At 68.4% G+C, this 16,960-nt stretch carries 13 protein-coding genes; 3 read left to right on the top strand and 10 right to left on the bottom strand.

Features of this window, described 5'->3' with window-relative positions:
• Nucleotides 1–27 precede the first annotated feature (27 nt).
• From AC07FN_RS11315 to AC07FN_RS11295, 5 genes are all read right to left on the bottom strand, one after another.
• Complete coding sequence (locus AC07FN_RS11315; RefSeq protein ID WP_478395525.1) at nucleotides 28–681, bottom strand: hypothetical protein; 654 nt, start codon at nucleotides 679–681, stop codon at nucleotides 28–30.
• Nucleotides 678–2,807 (bottom strand): hydantoinase/oxoprolinase family protein, encoded by a 2,130-nt coding sequence (locus tag AC07FN_RS11310; RefSeq protein ID WP_478395524.1) that lies wholly within the window; start codon nucleotides 2,805–2,807, stop codon nucleotides 678–680. Before AC07FN_RS11310 ends, AC07FN_RS11315 begins: the two co-directional genes overlap by 4 nt.
• 88 nt (nucleotides 2,808–2,895) lie before the next feature.
• Nucleotides 2,896–4,524: an FAD-dependent oxidoreductase gene (locus AC07FN_RS11305; protein ID WP_478395523.1), complete on the bottom strand. Its 1,629-nt coding sequence runs from the start codon at nucleotides 4,522–4,524 to the stop codon at nucleotides 2,896–2,898.
• Nucleotides 4,525–4,575: 51 nt separating this feature from the next.
• A complete protein-coding gene (locus AC07FN_RS11300) occupies nucleotides 4,576–5,643 on the bottom strand; it encodes a LacI family DNA-binding transcriptional regulator (protein ID WP_478395522.1) in 1,068 nt (355 codons plus the stop codon).
• Between the two features lie 381 nt (nucleotides 5,644–6,024).
• Nucleotides 6,025–6,441 (bottom strand): hypothetical protein, encoded by a 417-nt coding sequence (locus AC07FN_RS11295; protein ID WP_478395521.1) that lies wholly within the window; start codon nucleotides 6,439–6,441, stop codon nucleotides 6,025–6,027.
• A 189-nt stretch (nucleotides 6,442–6,630) separates the two neighbouring features.
• On the opposite strand from AC07FN_RS11295, the gene AC07FN_RS11290 reads away from it, so the two are divergent.
• The 3 genes from AC07FN_RS11290 to AC07FN_RS11280 all read left to right on the top strand — a co-directional run bounded on the left by AC07FN_RS11290 (nucleotide 6,631) and on the right by AC07FN_RS11280 (nucleotide 9,161).
• Nucleotides 6,631–7,287 carry a response regulator transcription factor gene (locus tag AC07FN_RS11290; protein WP_478395520.1) on the top strand — a complete coding sequence of 219 codons (657 nt, stop codon included), beginning with the start codon at nucleotides 6,631–6,633 and terminating at the stop codon, nucleotides 7,285–7,287.
• Nucleotides 7,284–8,447 (top strand): sensor histidine kinase, encoded by a 1,164-nt coding sequence (locus AC07FN_RS11285; protein ID WP_478395519.1) that lies wholly within the window; start codon nucleotides 7,284–7,286, stop codon nucleotides 8,445–8,447. The genes AC07FN_RS11290 and AC07FN_RS11285 overlap by 4 nt, the downstream gene beginning before the upstream one ends.
• A 378-nt stretch (nucleotides 8,448–8,825) precedes the next feature.
• The gene (locus AC07FN_RS11280; protein WP_478395577.1) at nucleotides 8,826–9,161 is read left to right on the top strand and encodes a transposase; all 336 of its coding nucleotides are present in this window, start codon (nucleotides 8,826–8,828) and stop codon (nucleotides 9,159–9,161) included.
• On the opposite strand, the gene AC07FN_RS11275 is transcribed toward AC07FN_RS11280, so the two are convergent.
• The 5 genes from AC07FN_RS11275 to AC07FN_RS11255 all read right to left on the bottom strand — a co-directional run bounded on the left by AC07FN_RS11275 (nucleotide 9,154) and on the right by AC07FN_RS11255 (nucleotide 16,958).
• Entirely contained in the window at nucleotides 9,154–10,701 is a 1,548-nt protein-coding gene (locus AC07FN_RS11275) for a DUF6924 domain-containing protein (protein ID WP_478395518.1), read from the bottom strand. The two genes, AC07FN_RS11280 and AC07FN_RS11275, sit on opposite strands and share 8 nt — an antisense overlap.
• 356 nt (nucleotides 10,702–11,057) lie before the next feature.
• Nucleotides 11,058–13,157, bottom strand: coding sequence for an ATP-binding protein (locus AC07FN_RS11270; RefSeq protein ID WP_478395517.1), 2,100 nt, complete (start codon nucleotides 13,155–13,157; stop codon nucleotides 11,058–11,060).
• A gap of 17 nt (nucleotides 13,158–13,174) precedes the next feature.
• Nucleotides 13,175–15,526, bottom strand: coding sequence for an ATP-binding protein (locus AC07FN_RS11265; RefSeq protein ID WP_478395516.1), 2,352 nt, complete (start codon nucleotides 15,524–15,526; stop codon nucleotides 13,175–13,177).
• On the bottom strand, nucleotides 15,478–15,933 hold the full coding sequence (locus AC07FN_RS11260; RefSeq protein WP_478395515.1) for a hypothetical protein: 456 nt from the start codon (nucleotides 15,931–15,933) through the stop codon (nucleotides 15,478–15,480). The genes AC07FN_RS11265 and AC07FN_RS11260 overlap by 49 nt, the downstream gene beginning before the upstream one ends.
• A gap of 416 nt (nucleotides 15,934–16,349) precedes the next feature.
• Nucleotides 16,350–16,958, bottom strand: coding sequence for a GNAT family N-acetyltransferase (locus AC07FN_RS11255; protein WP_478395514.1), 609 nt, complete (start codon nucleotides 16,956–16,958; stop codon nucleotides 16,350–16,352).
• Nucleotides 16,959–16,960 lie beyond the last annotated feature (2 nt).

Here is a 16,960-nt window from a genome sequence, read left to right as displayed (position 1 = left end):
ACAAGGATGACGACTCCCATGTGAGCCTCAGTCCTCTCCGAGGGCCAGGACCGCGCCGGTCAGCGCGGCGGTGAGCAGGATCGGGGTCCGGCCCAGGCCGACGGCGGCGCCGGCGTACCCGTGCGCGGCGACCTCATCGGCACCCGCGACGTGGCCGAGGATGCGGAAGCGGCCGAGGCGCAGGGAGATGTGCCCCAGGCGGTGGCGAAGCGCTCGGCGGACTGCAGTGTCGTGCAGGCGCGCGTGCGCCTCTTCGTGGGCCAGCGCGGTCGCGCGCAACGAGCCGGGCGGAAACCACGCCTGCCAACCGAGGAACACGACCAGTTCCTCGCCGAGTGCGAGCGCGTCGACGTAAAGCTCCACAGTGGACACTGGACGGGACCGGTAGCGGGCCATCAGCCGGCGGTCCAGCCCGCCGTCGCGCTCGATCACCCTCGGCGGGTCCTCAAGCCCGGCGCCGGAGCGGGCGAGTTCGGCACCGAACCCGGTGGACACCTCCGCCCAGCGGGCCAGCAGTGCCGAGTCGCGCGCCTCGTGAGTGGGAGTGCCGGCCAGCAGCCGGGCGGCGAGTTCGGCGTCGGTGAGCGCTGCCAGCCGCTCGCACTCCGCGGCCAGCGAATCCCGGCGTGCGGCGGACAAATCGGCCAGGTGCGAGCCGCGGGGCGCGGTTCGGGCGGTCATGAGCGTACCTCCAGCACCGCCACCACCGGCTCGTCAGCCGTGCGCGAGCGCAGCTCGCTGCGGGCCAGGGCCAGCAGCGGCCCCGCCTCGAGCACGCCGGAGAGATCGGCTATCCGCGAGCCGAGCAGCAGGCGCAGCGACGGCGCTCGGACACCGCCATCCCCGTAGGTCGTGGTCTCGCGGATCAGCTCCGCCAGCAGCTCCGGCGCCTGCCCCACGGTAGTCGTGGCAACACGGGCGTTGGCGGCGTGCAGGCGCACGACGCCGTCGGCGTCGAGGACGCGCACTGGGTGGTGCGGTTTCCGGAAGCGGCGACGTTGCAAGGTTCCGTAGACGGTGTGGGCGTCGGTGGCGGCAAGCACCTCGACCTTCTGCGGATCAGCCTTGAGGCTGGCCGCGGCGATGGAGAGGAGTTCGCTGTCGTCGGCGCGGCGGGCGCGGTCCTGAGTGCGCAGTTCGGTGGCGCCGGTGGCGATGGCCCGCACGGTGCTGGTCTGCGGGTCGACGGTCACTTCCACTTCGACCGCGCCGGGTGCGGCCCCCTGCGCGACGACGGCCGCTTCGGCTTCGTTGCGCACGCCGAGGATGTGTTCCTGGGTGGCGCCGGGGATGATCCGTTCGATCTGCTCCCGGACCAGCGCGAGAGCCACACCGACCGGGCTGATCACTTCGTTGTGCTTGGCGATCCGGCCGGTCAGCCCGGTGCTGGCAGCCAGGTGCGGGGTGACGGCGGCCGCGCCCCCTCCCCCACCGACGAGGACGGCGGTGTCGCGGTCGAGGCGGTAGTCGCGGACCACCGCGTCCACGACGGTGTGAACCTGCTTTACCCCCGCATCCAAGACCCGCATCGCGGCACCCGCCACGTCGGTGTCCAATGCCTCGGCAAGCGGTGCCAACGCAGTGTGAGCCACCTCCGGTTCGCACGCGGCGAAGTCGCCTTCTGGGACCCGGCCCAGCGCGTTGGCCGCGCAGGTCATGGTGATGGCGAAGCGGCCGCCCGCGGCTTCGAGGACCACGTAGTCGCCCGGGTCGCCGTCCAACGGGCTGATGGCGACGAGCTTCGCGTCCCGCAAATCCTCTGGAGTCGCATAGCAGGCGTACGGCAACCCGGCGATGTGGGCGCTGCGCGGCCCGACCGCGCGCACCACGCCACCGGCGAGCCGCACCATCGAGCCGCCGCCGACACCGACGGTGCGGACGTCCAATGCGGACAGGTACGAGGACTTGCCCAGGATGGTGGCATGCTGGACCGCGACCTTGCCGCGGCGGATGACGCTGATGTCGGTGGAGGTGCCACCCGTTTCCAGGAACACGCCATCGCTGACCCGCTCCTGCATCAGAGCACCGGCCACTCCGGCGGCGGGGCCCGAGAGCACGGTCAGCAGCGGACGCCGCCGCATCTCCTCCAGCGACATCACCCCGCCATCGCAACGCATCACCATCAGCGGGGCGGTCATGCCGGACGCGGCGATGCTCGAGTCGACCAGGTCCGCGGTGGCCAGCATCTTCGGCAGGATGGCCGCGTTGACCACAGCGGTGCGGGTGCGCTTGCGCAGCCCGTACAGCGACGTGATCTCGTTCGCGGCGGTCATGGGCAGCCCGTAGGAGCCCGCGACCGCCAGCACCGCCTGTTCGCCGTCGGGCAGGTCGACGCTGAACGGCTCGCTGGCGACCAGCACTTCGGCTCCGGCGGCGGTGACCTGCTCGACGGCGGCGCGGACCCCCGCGGGATCGTCGGGATCCCGGACGTGCGCGTAGTGCAACGGCAGCCGTTTACCCGGGGTGAGTTCGAGGTTTCCGAGGGCGGCGAGGCGCTTGGTGGAGACCGCGCCCGGGCCGGTGCCGATGCCGAGCAGCCCGACCGGGGCCACATCGCCCTCGAGCAGGGCGTTAGTCGCCTGAGTGGTGCCGTGCGCGAGAAAAGCGACGTCCTCGGGGACGCAGCCGACGTCTTCGAGCAGCCGATTCAGCGCCGCCACGATGCCGTGCGCGACGCCGTCGGGATGGTGGTGGGTGGTGGGGACCTTGACCTGGGCGACGAGCGCCAGCGTGGCCGAGTCGACCGCCACGGCGTCGGTGAAGGTTCCACCCACATCGATGCCGACGCGGATGCGGTGCCGGGTCATAGGGACACCTCCTTGTGTCGTACGCAGGTCGAGCGAATGACGCGGGTGGGGTGCTTCCGGGCGGAAAGAACTGTCCCGACCGGTCTTTTCAGTAGCCGCGGACGTCGGGCCAGTGACGCTGGACACCTGCCCTGTCGAGCACGCGGGCGAACTCCTCGAACCTCTTCTCCTCCTCCTGCACCTGGTGCGGCCGCACGCCCTCGTCCAGGCAGTGCGCGGCGAGCGCGCCCGCGACCTCGCCGACGTTCCACTCCACGGGGTGCAGGCGGAAGCAGCCGTTGGTGATGTGGGTGGTGCCGATGTTCTTGCCAGCAGGCAACAAATTGCGGATGCGGCGCGGCAGCAACGCACCCAGCGGAATCTCGAACGGCACCGACCCGATGTCGATGTAGTTGTCGCCGCCGGTGGACGGGTGCAGGTCGATGCGGTAGCCACCGATACCGACGGAGTCGGCGTGGCGGGTGCCGCCGTAGGGGCCGACCAGCTCGATGGCGACGTCGCGCTCGGTAACGGTGGTGACGGCCTTGATCCGGCGGGATTCGCGGATGTAGGCGGCCTTGGCCAGACCGTCCGCGGTGCCGGTGACGTCGGGCCGGAGCTTCAGGCCGGGGAAACCCGTTCCCCCGTCTGGACGCGGCGCCTCGGTCTGCAACCAGTACAGGACGGAAAGGGACAACTGCCGGGCTTCGGCGAGCGCCTGCCGGGCGGTCTCCTCGCCGGCCCCGAGCAGCGGCTTGAGCCAGTAGTCGTTGAGCGGCCAGTTGACCAGGGTGATGTCGGAGTCGAAGGCCCCGGGCCGGTGCAAGTTGCGGGCGAGGATACGCCGGAATGCCCAGAGCTCCTTGTCGCCCGCGTCCGCGCTCTGGTCGGCGTCGACGTCGAGCGGATCATCGTCCGGGTTCGGCTGGAACGTGCGCGGCACGGCTTCGAGGGTGCGCGGGTCCGGGGCGAGGAAGCCGATCAGCGGACCGGGCCAGAAGTCCGGCCGGTAGGAGCGCCAGAATTCGTAGTTGGCGGGCTGGTCGATGGTGTGGTCCTCGCCGTCATAATGCGAGAGCGCGAAGCAGACGGTGATGCCCTGCTGGTTGAGGGGATCGGCGATCTCGGGGGCGTGCGGCTCGGCGTGTTCGCTGCGCGCCTCGGCGCCGATCGCGTGCTCGACACCGGCCAGCTCCAGCAGATCGCCTGTCTCGGTGGCGTCGATGATGTACGGTGCCGCGATGGTCTGGCGGGTGCCGTCACGGACGTCCTCGACGGTGACTGCCCGGACCACATCGCCTTCGGTCTCGGCGGCGACGGGCCGGTGCTCGGTGAGCACGGTCAGCCGCCCGGCGGCGCGGTGCGGCGCGAGCATCGCCTCGATCACGGCGAGCGCGACACGCGGCTCGTGGCAGAGCTTGCTGACCCGCCCGGCGCCGGGGTTGAGGCGCACCAGGTCTCTGGCCTGCGCCCGCAGCGGGTACCACTGGCGGTAGTGGGCGCGGATGCCCTCGCGCAGCGCCCGGTAGGAGGCGGTGACGCCGAACTGCTCGACCCACGGGTGTTCGTCGGGCGGCACGGCCTGGGCGGTGAGCTGGCCACCGACCCAGTCGGTCTCCTCGGTCAGAACGGCAGTCCGCCCTGCCCGGCAGACTGCCAGGGCGGCAGCCACACCGCCGAGTCCGCCGCCCACGATCAGGACTTCGGTCTCCGCAGGGGTAGCGATGGGAGTGGGCATGTGTGGTGCTGCCTCCTCGGGCACGTGTGATGTGTCGGATGTGGTTGCGGCTCAAGGCCGCACGGTCGCCCGGCCGGCCGTGCGACCCGGGCGGAAGGTGCAGGCCACCCGGGGCTCGGCGGCCTCCTCGCCGGCTAGCAGCGCGGTGGCCATCCGCACCGCGGCCGATCCGAGCTCGGCGCGGGGAACGTCGAAGCCGGTGGGCTGCGGTCGTCCGGCGAGGTCGGCCGGCGGAGAACCGAGCAGTGCCAGGGAGACCTCGCCCGGCACGTCGAGCCCGGCGCCCTCGACGGCTGCGAGCAATTGCCGCCACGCGGCGCCCGTGTCCGTCTCCTCGGCGACGAACGCGGTGACCCCCTCGGCAATCCGGGCTCGCACCCAGGTCGGCGTGATGTCGGCGCCGGGCCGGGCGGTGCGCACGACCGCGCCGGCCGAACCGCCCCGCTCGGCGAGCGCCATGCGGAATCCGCGCTCGCGATCGGCGGAGGCTGGAGCGTCATCGGCCTCGCGGACCAGTACGATCCGCCGGTGCCCGAGACCGGCCAGATGGCGCACGACCTCGGCGCTGGCGCTGACGTAGTCGACACCCACCCAAGCCAGGCCCTCGAGCTCGTCGCGGCGTCCGATGTGCACGGCCGGGTAGTCGTCCTCCACCAAGCGGCGCAGTTCGCCTTCCGGGATGTGCCGGCCGAGAAACAGGCAACCGTCGGCCATCCGCACCCGCTGCAGCGCGCCGGGCGCGACGTCTTGCGCGGCTCCCGAGCTGGATCCGGTGAACAGCACCAGGTCGTAGCCGCGGGCCACTGCCTCCCGCTCGACGCCGACCAAGATCGGGTAGTAGGAGTGCTCGACGTCGACCGGGAAGGTCGCGGTGAAGCTGAAGACGCCGAGCAGGTTGTTACGGGCCCTGGCCATCCGCCGGGCTGCCGGATCGGGCACGTAACCGAGTTCGCGGGCGGCGGCGAGCACCCGGGCCCGGGTGTCCTTGTGCAGCGCGATGCCCTGCTTGTTGCCGCCGAGCACCAACGACACCGTCGTCTGCGACACCCCGGCCAGTCGGGCGACCTCCGCCTGCCTCGGCCTTGCTCTGCGCCCTGGTGTGGATGCCTTTCCCGCCATGATTGCTCCTGAGTAATACGCATTAGCCGTTGACTGCGTCAGACGATCTGGCTGTGAATGCGGATTAGCGAGCACACTGCGCGAAGTTTCCGGCACCGTCAAGAGCTGCCGACGACTAATATCCAGCTAATTTAGGGAATTCCGGTGGGCGGCGGCCTCTTCGGGGCGGGGCGCGGCGGGCCGTGCTCGGGCAGATCCAGCCGACCCTCCACCACGGACGCCACCGTGGTGCACGCTGCACCACGGTGGCGAAGGGGCCAGGTCGGCGATGCCGCTGCGGGGTTGCCCACGGACCGGGTCGGATCAGCTTGCCGCGATGAGCCGGATGAGTTGTTGCCGGGCGGTCGGGGCCCGCCCGGCAACAACTGACCTATCCGCGTGTCATGCCGCCGGCAGGGGCGGAACGCCCGGCTCTCCGGCGGGCACGCAGTCGATGGGGTCGCCGGCCGGAACACCCGGCTCACCGGCGGGGTCGCCGGCGGGGATGCCGGCAGTGGGCAGCGTCGGTGCCGGCACGCCGTCCGGCGTGCAGTCGACAGGCGGAACGCCTGGGTCTCCAGCCGGCACGCAGTCGATGGGGTCGCCGGCCGGAACACCCGGCTCACCGGCGGGGACACCAGAGGTGGACAGGGTCGGCACGGTCGGCGCCGGCACGCCGTCCGGCGTGCAGGTGATGGGCAGGGTCGGCGCGGGGCTCTCAGTAGCGCCTCCGGCGAGAGCGGCTGCCGACGTGGTGACGAGACCGGCAACGGCCAGGCCGGCCAGCGTGAGTGACTGCACGATTCGAATTGCCTTCATGTGAAAATCTCCGAATGTGTTGCGGTTTATTCCGAATGTCCATCGGAACGAGCACTAGCGTGTCCGATCTGGCGTCAGTGGAGCGTCAGGCGGCGCCTTATCTTTTCTTTAGAGCGGAAAGTGCAGACCGTGTTGCCCGTATGTACTTTTCGCTCGCCGAGGGCGCGCGCGGTGGGATATAGAAGCACTATGCGCGTGCTGGTGGCCGAGGACGAGAAAATGATGGCGGACGCGGTGGGTGAGGGTTTGCGGGATAGCGGGCTCGCCGTGGACGTCGTCTATGACGGTGCCGCCGCGCTTGATCGATGCGTCAGCACCGACTACGACGTAGTTGTACTCGACCGCGGACTACCGCTGGTGCACGGTGACGAAGTGTGCCGCTCGCTCATCGCGGAGCGTCGCGAGACCCGGATCCTGCTGCTCACCGCTGCGTCCGAGGTCGCCGACCGAGTCGCCGGACTCGAACTGGGTGCGGATGACTATCTGCCCAAACCGTTCGCCTTCACCGAACTCGTCGCCAGGGTGCGCTCGCTGGGACGGCGAAGCAGGCCGGCTGTACCGCCGATACTGCAACGCGCAGGCATCGCCTTGGACCCGGCAAGGCACCGGGTCACGCGTCACGATCACCCGGTTTCCCTGAGCAAGAAGGAATTCACCGTCCTCGAAGAGTTGCTACGTGCGGATGGTGCGGTCGTTTCGGCTGAGAAACTGCTGGAAACGGCATGGGACGAGAACATCGATCCCTTTACCAACGTCGTGCGCGTAACCATGGCAACACTGCGGCGCAAGCTGGGCGACCCGTCACCTGTCGAGACCGTTTCCGGTGTTGGGTACCGGATCCCGTGAAACGCTGGCCGCTGCGGGTCAAGCTGACCCTCGCGTACGTGATGCTGACAGCGGTCACGGGCGCGATACTGCTCGGCCTGATCCTGCTGATGACGCAGCCGGTAATCCCGGTGGGTACCGCGAGCGAACCCTCGGTTCCTGCCTCGTCGCCATCGGATGTCGCCCCTGAGCTTCCGGTGACGCCGGCTGCCCCAGGAGACCCGGAACTCGTCGACGCTGGAGAACCGGAACTCGTCGACGTTGCAGGCACCGTGACCTATTCGTCCGTACTCGAAAGCGGTGTCGTCGCCCTGGTGGTCGTCATGGCGGTGGCCGCTGTCCTCGGGTGGTTGACGGCCCGGCGTGCGCTGCGCCCGATCCGGTCCATCACGAGCGCAGCTCAACGGGCCGCTGACCAGGAGTTGAGCACCCGCATCCGGCTGTCCGGGCCCAACGACGAGATCAAGGAACTCGCCGATGCCTTCGACCACATGCTGGCGCGGCTGGAACGATCGTTCGCCAGCCAGCGCAGATTCCTCGCGAACGCCGCTCACGAGCTGAAAACCCCCGTAGCGGCGCAGCGAGCGGTCACCGAGGTGGCGATGACCCGACCTGACGCCGGAATCGGGACCAAGGAATTGGGCCGCAAACTCCTCGCCAGCCTGGACCATCAACAGCGCGTACTCACCGGCCTGTTCGCGTTGGCCCAGAACGCTGAAACCGTCGAGAGGAAAGACACCGTCAACCTGGCCGACCTCACCGACGACATCCTGCACGAGCGAATCGCCCGCAACGACGAACAGATCAAGCCCACCTCGGAACTCGACGTGGCCAAGGTCCGTGGTGACGCCGCCCTGCTCGAGCAACTGATCCGCAACCTCATCGACAACGCTTTCGTCCACAATGAACCCTGCGGCTGGGTATCAGTACGCACCATCGGCACGACGACCGAATCCGTCCTGGAAATCGCGAACGGCGGCAACCACATCGACACCACCAAGGCCGGCCAGTTGTTCGAACCGTTCAGGCGGTTGTGCTTCAACAGGGCAGACCCACCCCCGGGCAGCGGCCTCGGCCTCTCGGTAGTGCGAGCGATCGCCGAAGCACATGGCGGTTCCGTCACTGCTCGGCCACGTGACGAGGGCGGGCTCGTGGTCCGGGTTTGCTTGCCGGCTGCATGACACATCTGCGCGATGGAGGACCCAGTGAGGTCTTTCCATCCTCGTTCTGCGTGGCGGTGCGGGTGGCGGCCCCCCTGCGGGAGTTACAGCGCCCGCCTGGACTGTGGGTGCCCTGACTGATGTATGTCCAATACGCGGCGTCAGGGCCGTCCTCGCCGGGAGGAACCCCAGAGGGGTGGGCTCCGTGAACCCGCGGCGGTGCCAGCTGCGTAGGTGGGCTATGCGCCTGCGGCGCATGCGACTGCTTTCGGGATACGGTCCGTTGGCTGTCGCGGCTGCGGTCACCAGCCAAGATGAAAACCGCTCAGTTGATCAGGAACGCAGCCCTTGATTGAACATTCTTCTCAACACAGAAAGAAGATCGATCCAAGGGCTGCGATGGGTAGTGTGCACGATGGCGATCGTGAGGGTGCGTTCGGGGAGTTGGTCAGGTTCCGCCAAGAGTTCTACGAGTGCCTGACCGCTCGGGCGGATGCGTTGTTCGAGCTGGGCGAGGCGGTGTTGTGTACCGACGGCCCGATCCGGTCTTTGGTGGGGCTATCGTTGGCGCCGGAGCACCGGGGGCACGGCGCTTTGTACGATGCGATGAACTCCGGCCGCACCCCGCGCGGCTTGCACGGATCGACCAGAGTGCCCAGCATCTTCACCAGCTTGTGTTCCGGCAGTTGTCGCCGAGCAACTATCGCCGCGGACCGTTCAATACCCATTAGGTAACGGGGGAATCTGGTTCGTGGCAGAAGTCCCGGAATACACCGTCGGGGTCGACGGAGTCGCTGAAGTCTTCCCAGCCCATGTTGTCGATCGAGAGTTGGATTTCGACGTCTACCAGGGCATTCGGGATGGCGCGAAAGAACCGTGGTTGTTCGCGTGCGACCTCCATGACGAGCACGGGGTGTTCTGGGGAGGCGAGTGTGACCGCGTCGGCAACCAAGACCCGCACCTGAGTGGTGTGTGGCAGCAGTGTGGCGAGTTCTTCGCCTGTCCAGCCTTCGAACTCGAGCCGGTCGACCAGTGTGACGTCGAGGACGACGTCGCCATCGTGGTACTCGCGGTGCGTGGTGATGTCGCGCCAGGCGGTCTCCCAGGCTTGGTCGTCGGAGAAGTCTGTGCGCACGATCGGGGTGGAAGCGGCGTTGAGCAGTATCTCGAGGGCGGCGTGCGGAACCGCACGTGGGAGGCGGGTGCCCGAAGGCGACACCAACTCCGCCTCAGCAGGAAGCGGGTGGAACTCCTCCAGTCGGCGCATGCACCTGTCGGCCAACTTTCCGGGCAACGGCGCGGTCGGCACATCCGTCGACTCCCGCACTATGCGGGTGCCCCGGTAGGCGATGGGGGTGTGGCCTGTGCCTTGGCGGTAGCCGACGAAACCGCTGCCGTCGGCGAAGAACCGGACGGCTTCGAGTTGCAGGTCCGGGGAGCCGTTGTTGTCGGTGATGTCGAGGCGGTAGTGGTCATAGGATCCTGGCTCGGGGATCCGGTAGGTCCTGGACTGGTGCCGGTCGGCGAACGACTGGCCGGTGCGGGTGTCGAGGGTCCGCCACACGTTCCCGTCGGTTGAGCCGGACAGTGTCCATGCCGCCGGGTCACGATCAGGGGCGTCATCGGCGGAGGTGAGAACGTACCGATCAACCGCGACCGGCTGGGACAGCTGGAATTCAAGGGACGCACGGTTGTTTGGTGCGAACCACTTGCTGGTCGATCCTTCTGCGAGGTTCACGGCGACCTCACCCGCGTCGGGGTGCTCGGCACTGGTCCACACGACGGCCACCAGGTCGGTGACATCTGCTTTGCCAGAAGGACTTTCCGAACGCAAGGCGACCGAATAGGCGTTTCCTAACCGGTCACGCCAGGCCACCCACCGAAGGGGCGCCTCGCCACCGTCGTCGATCAGCAACCGTAGCCGTCCCGCCGGATGCCCACCACCAGCGTCCTTGACCTCCGTGTCGAACTCGTACCCACGAGCACCGTCAGCGCCCTCCGAGTAGTCTCGCTGGCCGTCGAGTTCGCCCCGCATCTCCACCACACCGCCGTCGGCGGTGCGGCGATGGCCGTAACACCACGCCATATCCGGAGAGAAGCCGACTGCGGACTGCGCACCGTCCTCCGTACCCCAGGACAGCTGCTCCAGCCCCGCGATCCCCCCGCCGGCCACGTGCACCAGCAGCCGTGATCGCGGCAGCCACTCCGCGCGGTCCCACGCGCGCTGCCGCAGACGAAAGATGAACACAGACCCGTCATCCGACACCGGCCGCACAAAGCCTCCTCGCCCACCACAGCACCAAAGACGGATGCTGGCGACACACGACGAGACGACGGTAGCCGCCTCGCCACTCCCGGCTCGCCGCATCCAAGGACAACTGCCTCGATTTACCTCAGCGGACGGCCAAAGGGGCAGCGATGTGGCGCCCCCGTGGCTCGGCTACGACGCCGACGGAAGCCCCATGAGCCGCGAAGCCACCGTGGCGGCCAACGCGGCCGGATACCTCGTCGGCCCTTAAGGAAAGTCCAAGCAGGACAAGGAAGCCTGGGGCGGGTACTGGCCGGCAGAAAGGCCCGGGGCGTTCTTCAAGCCGGCCGAACGCCCCTCTGTGCCCTGACGAGCTGTAGCGCTCAGGCGACTGGATGCTCGCTTTCCTGAAGCGCGTAGGCCACGGCCTGGTCAAGGGTGAGCTTGCATCCGTCATCGAAGGCAACGTCGAATTCATGCGAGCCGAGGCTCCCACGGGCGTGTTCCGCGCTGACCTGATGCCGGGAAACGTAGGGCTGGAAACCGAACAACGGCATGCCTATCTCTTGCCACATGGTGTGGCTCGCGCCCAGCAGCCGCGCGGCGCGTTCGGCGTCCTGATCCGTCGCGGACCAGGCGAGCAGGTCGATGGACAGGGCAACGCCCACCAGGTCATCGAGCTCGTGCTTGATCCGCAGGCATTCCCGAGCGTAGGAACCGGCCTGCTGGGCATCGCCGTCAGTCCACGCGGCAACCCCCAGGACCCACAGCGCCCAGGAGTGGGACCAGGGCGCGCGGTACTCCTCACGCATCGCCAGACACTCCTCGCAGAGAAGACGAGCTCGCCGACTGTCACCGAGGAGCAACATGGTGTTGGCCAGGATGGGGCGGCTCACCACGGTGACCGCGCTAGGCCGGCCGCGGGTCTTCTCCAGTTCCAGGGCTTCTTCCAAGTACGCCACCGCAAGCCGCTGGTTGTCGCGCATGTGCTCGGCGTAGCCGGACACGCACAGCGCGGAGGCCAGTTCGGATTCCTCTCCCATGCGGCGTGCCAGGTCACGACCTTCAGCCAGCATCCTTAGTGCAGGGGCGACATCGCCCTGGATGGTGGCGATCCAACCGTTCGCCCACAGCGCCTTGGCTCGCGCCGGGCTCGGCTCCGTTGCGAGTGCCAGCAGGTGATCGAGCCAGTAACGGCCCTCCTTGACCCAGCCGCCTGCGACCCAGCAGAACCACAGCGCTCCGGCCAGCCTCAGTCCGGCCGACGCCTCACGGGGCTCGGTCAGGCAGAACTCCAGCGCAGTTCGCAGGTTGGCGTGCTCGGCGCGCATGCGTTCGAACCAGGACACCTGTTCGGGACCGAACCATCTGCGCTCGGCCTGGTCGGTCAACCGGCGGTAGTGGTCCCGGTGCCGCCGGCGCACGAGTTCGTCCTCTCCGAATTCGTGCAGGCGCAGATTCCCGTACTGACGGGTCGGGGCGAGCAACCGGTATCGCGTGCGTCCGGCATGGACCTGTCGACTCAGAACAGACTTGTCCACCAGGCCGGCCACCAGCCCGATGACGTCCTCAGGCAGCAGCACCTCGTCGGTGCAGACCGCCTCAGCGCTCTCCAGGTCGAAATCCCCGGCGAACACCGAGGACCGTGCCCACAGTCTCCGCTCGGCCGCGGAACACAGTTCGAAGCTCCAATCGAAGGTCGCCCGCAGCGTCCGGTGGTGGCTCACCACCTGGGGCGACGGCGCGGGCAACGAACGCTTGCCGGGCGACTCGGGCCACTGGTCCAGGATCGCGAGGATCTCCTCGACCGCCAGCGTCCGCATCCATGTCGCCGCCAACTCGATCGCCAGTGGAAGACCCTCCAACCGGCGGCAGATCCCGGTCACCTGCTCGCTGTTGGCGGCGGTGACGGAAAAGCCCGGTAGCACGCGCGCGGCACGCGCGGCGAGCAGTTGCACCGATGCGCAGTCCGACACCACTGCGGCCGACAGTGGCTCCTCGGGAACCGGTAGTGGGGAGAGCGTCACCACGTGCTCGCCGTCGGCGCCGAGCACCTGGCGGCTGGTGATCAGGATTCGCAACCCTGGTGCCCCCCGCAGCAGCGTGTTCACCAGCGCCGCGCAGTCGTCCACGAGGTGCTCGCAGTTGTCCAGCACCAACAGCAGCCGTCGGGGCGCCAGGTACTTGGTGAGTGCGTCGCTCGGCCGCCGCACCGACCGGTCCCCAACGCCGAGGGCATCCATCACGGTGTGTGGCAACAGCGCACCGTCGTCCAGATCGGCCAAGCCCACCAGCCAGACGCCATCGGGGAACCTCCGCCGTACCTGCGCGGCGACGCGCACACCCAGGCGTGTCTTGCCCACGCCCGGAGCGCCGGTGATGGTCAGCAATCTCGCGCGGGACAGGATCCGTTTGCTGTCGGCCACTTCCTGTTGACGACCAACGAAGCTGCTGGCTTCGTCCGGTAGGTTCCCAGCACCCATGCTCGTCACCTTCCAGCTCATCCGCCGGTGTCCCGGCTGTGCTCGGCGGCTGCCCGTTCGGCCATCCAGGCCGCGACCTGGGTCCGCGAGTTGAGGCCGAGCTTGGTGAAGATGTGCTCCACGTGCGCGTCGACGGTGCGTTTCGCGATGACCAGCTTGGTGGCGATCTCCCTGTTCGACAGCCCCGCGGTGATCAGTTCGGCGATCTCGCGCTCGCGCCGTGTCAGCAGTGAGCGCAACGCGGGCGTGGCAGGACCCTGCGCCTTGGATTTCTCGCCCAGCGCATAGGCAACGGCCTCATCGAGGGTGACTCGTCGGCCGGCCTGGTAGGCGTTGTCGAACGCCTCGTCGCAGAGGGACGCGCGCGATCTGGTCTCGGCCTCATCGTGCCAGCCGAGGTAGTAGGTGAATCCGAACAGGTACTCACCGAGCGGCTCGAAGAGCTTGCGACTGACTCCGAACAGCTTGGCGGCACGCTCCGGCTTGCCTCCGGCCGCCGCGGCCCAGCCCAGAACCTCGACGCACAGGGCGATGCTGATCGGATCTCGCAGGACCCGCTCGATCCGCAGGGACTCGCGCACGTGCTCGGCCGCCATCCGCCGCTCCCCCTGAGCCCATCGGGTGAGGCTGAGGACCCAGAGCGTGCGGGACAGACTCCAACGCTCACCGCGGGAGTCGCACATCGCCCGGCACTCCTCGCAGAGCGCGACCGCGCGATCCAGGTCGCCGCGGGTGCAGACCGCCAGGGCGAGGTAGAACATCGTGGTCGCCAGGGCGGTGTCGGGTTCACCGGTATCCCGTTGCTGGGCGAGGGCTTCCTCCAGCAGCTCGACACCTCGAACGTGGTCACCGTGCATCAGCTCCGCCAGCCCAGTCATCTGGAGTCCGCGCACCCATGCCGTCTGATCTCCCAGTTGCCGCGCGAGGTCCTGGCATTCCGCCAGCATGGCCAGGGCCGCGTCGACGTCCCCTTGCCGGGTGGCGATGTAGCCGTTGGCCCACAGCGCTTTGACCCGCGCCGCGCTCGGCTCCTGGTCATCCGCCAAGGCGCGATCCAGCCAGTGCCGCCCCTCGGTGAGGAAGCCGCACGCGATCCAGTAGAACCACAGCGCCGCCGCCATGCGGAGCCCGGCCCGCGCCTGCCCGGGCTCGGTGACGCAGAGTTCCAGCGCGGCCTGAATGTTCGGATGCTCCGCGCGCAGGCGAGCCAGCCAGTCGAGCTGGCGGGGACCGAACCAGTCAGCCTCGGCCTCCTCGGCCAGATGCAGATAGTAATCCCGGTGCCGCAGGCGTAGCGATCTCTCATCGCCGGATTCACGCAGTCGCCAAAGCCCGTACTGCCGCAATGTTTCGAGCACCCTGTAGTGAACGGTGGAACCGGTTTCGTCGCGCGTCAGCACGGACTGGTCCATGAGCCCTTCCACACACCCCAGGACTTCGTGCCTGGCCAGGATCTCGTCCGTGCAGACCGCCTCGGCCGCGTCCAGGGTGAACACGTCGACGAACACCGACATCCGTCGCCACAGTGTTTGCTGCTGCCTCGAGCACAGATCGAAGCTCCAGTCAAACGTCGCACGCAGCGTCCGGTGGTGGGACGGCTCGGTGCGCCTGCCGCCTGCGGGCAACTGGAAGCGATCGTCGAGCCTGCGCTCGATCTGCTCCATCGACAGCGCACGTATCTGCACGGCAGCCAACTCGATCGCGAGTGGCAGCCCTTCCAGGCGCCGGCACAACCGAGCCGCCGTCGCCAGGTTGCCCGGTTTGACCGCAAACCCCGGAAGCACCGCCTTGGCCCGCTGCTCGAACAGCGCGAGCGCCTCGAACCGGACTTCCTGCAGCGAGAGCTGCTCGTCCGTATCACCCACTTCCCAAATCATCAGCGGTGGTACCGGCCAGATGCGCTCCCCCTCTACACCGAGGGATCCGCGGCTGGTGGCCAGGATCCGAAGCTCAGGTGCCGCCGGTAACAACCTGCACACCAGCTCACCGCACTCGTTCACCACGTGTTCGCAGTTGTCGAGCACCAGCAGCAGCTGCTTGTCAGACAGGTACTCCGCCAGCACGATCTCGGGCTCACGCCTGGACTGCTCACGCAACCCGAACTCCGCTGCGACTGTGGATGCCAGCAACGAGGGCTCCTGCAACCGGGCGAGTTCAACCAGCCACACCCCGTCCCGGAACGCCCGCTGCAGCCCTCTCGCCACGCGCAACGCCAGTCGAGACTTGCCTACCCCGCCCACTCCGGTCAGTGTCGTCAGCCGTGACGACGACACCATGGCCCTGACCTTGGCTATCTCCTGTCGCCGCCCCACGAAACTTGTCACATCGGCAGGAAGCCCCCCTTGCCTCCCCCGCGACGACGCGCCCATGGCACCACTCTACGACTGCCGCCTGACGAGGGCTCCACCTCGAACCGAGCCCTCTGGACAGGACGCAGGACTGCCTGGCAACCGCTGGAGGACTCACCTGCCTCATTGGTCTCAGCGCTGACCGGGCGGTAGAAGCATCGGCAGTCAGGGATGGCGTGGAGTCCGGACTCCAGAATCTTTTTCGTCAGACCTGCCAGCACCGAATTCTCCCCGGTCAGCTGCAGCCCCTGCGCCCGGGCGGTGGCGACCAACTGCCCGACGATCTGATCGTCGATCACTGGCACCCATTGGCTCCAATTGGTTCCCAGCGGACGCTTGTGGTGTTCGGTGTCGACCCGGGTCGTGATGCCCGTCTCGACGATCGTGCGGGTGGCTTCGACCGAGGCGTGGGTCCACAGGATGCGCATCGGGGCGGTGTCCCCTGATTTTGACGGGCTGAAAGCATGACGGGCATGGCCGCAAGGAACGGCCATGCCCGTGCTGCCATCCTCTCATCGAGCGGATCTGGGGCCAATTCGCCGCGCTGCTGCCGGAAAAACCAGAGTTCAGCCGCTGACCGTGCCGGTGGGATCGGTGGTGTTGGCTGTGGTTGTCGGCGATTCGGTTCGGGTGGTCGCCCGGAGGAGATCAGTCAGGCAGCCGCCCGCGGCGCTTGGGATCGGTTCGATCGGCTCGGCTATGGGTGCAGCCTCGCGGCGCTGGTGGTCGACGGTCCGCCGCCGATCGCCCCGGACGAACCCTGTACGTCGCTGCGGCATCGAGCCCTCCCCGGAAACGACGGTCCCGCCCCCGCGTCCGGGGACTCTGCGGGAAAGTATGTCGATCACAACCTGGTGTAGGCCTCGATGTCCTGCTCGAACTCGGTGATGGCTTCGGCAGTCAGCGTCGGCCGGGTGTCGGAGATCGCCCGCAGGTAGTCCTTCGTCGTAGCCAGCCCGCCGTCGTCGTGCAGCACGTCGCGCTCGAAGGCCGCCTGGGCGCCTTGGCGCGCGGCGAACTCGATGTCGGCCGGGTCGAGGTCCTCGACCTTCTCGAAGTAGGTCAGGTCGGTGCGCGGCCGGTAGCCGGAGTTGACCATCGCCCGAAACCCCGCGGCCCCCTCGGGGACCAGGCTCGCGATGCGGTGCACCCCCTGCCCGCGCAGCTTCTTCTCCAGCTCGGTCAGCAGCGCGCTGCCGATGCCGCGGTTGCGCCACCGGGCGTCGAGGGCGAACAGCGCCAACCAGGCCCGCTCGCCCTCCACCTTCGCCGCTGCCATGCCCACGACGTCCTGCTCCACCACTGCCACCATCGCCGGATGACCGGCCCGCGCGATCGAGACCACCTCGGCAGCGGAGAACACCGGCTCTCCACCCTCCCTGCTCTGGTCCCAGATGTGGATCGCCTGGTCCAGATCGTCGTCGTGAAAATCGCGCACCCGCCACGATGGCATGG

The organism is Saccharopolyspora sp. NPDC045941 (genome assembly GCF_056431445.1).
This window is presented reverse-complemented; position numbering and strand designations above follow the sequence as displayed.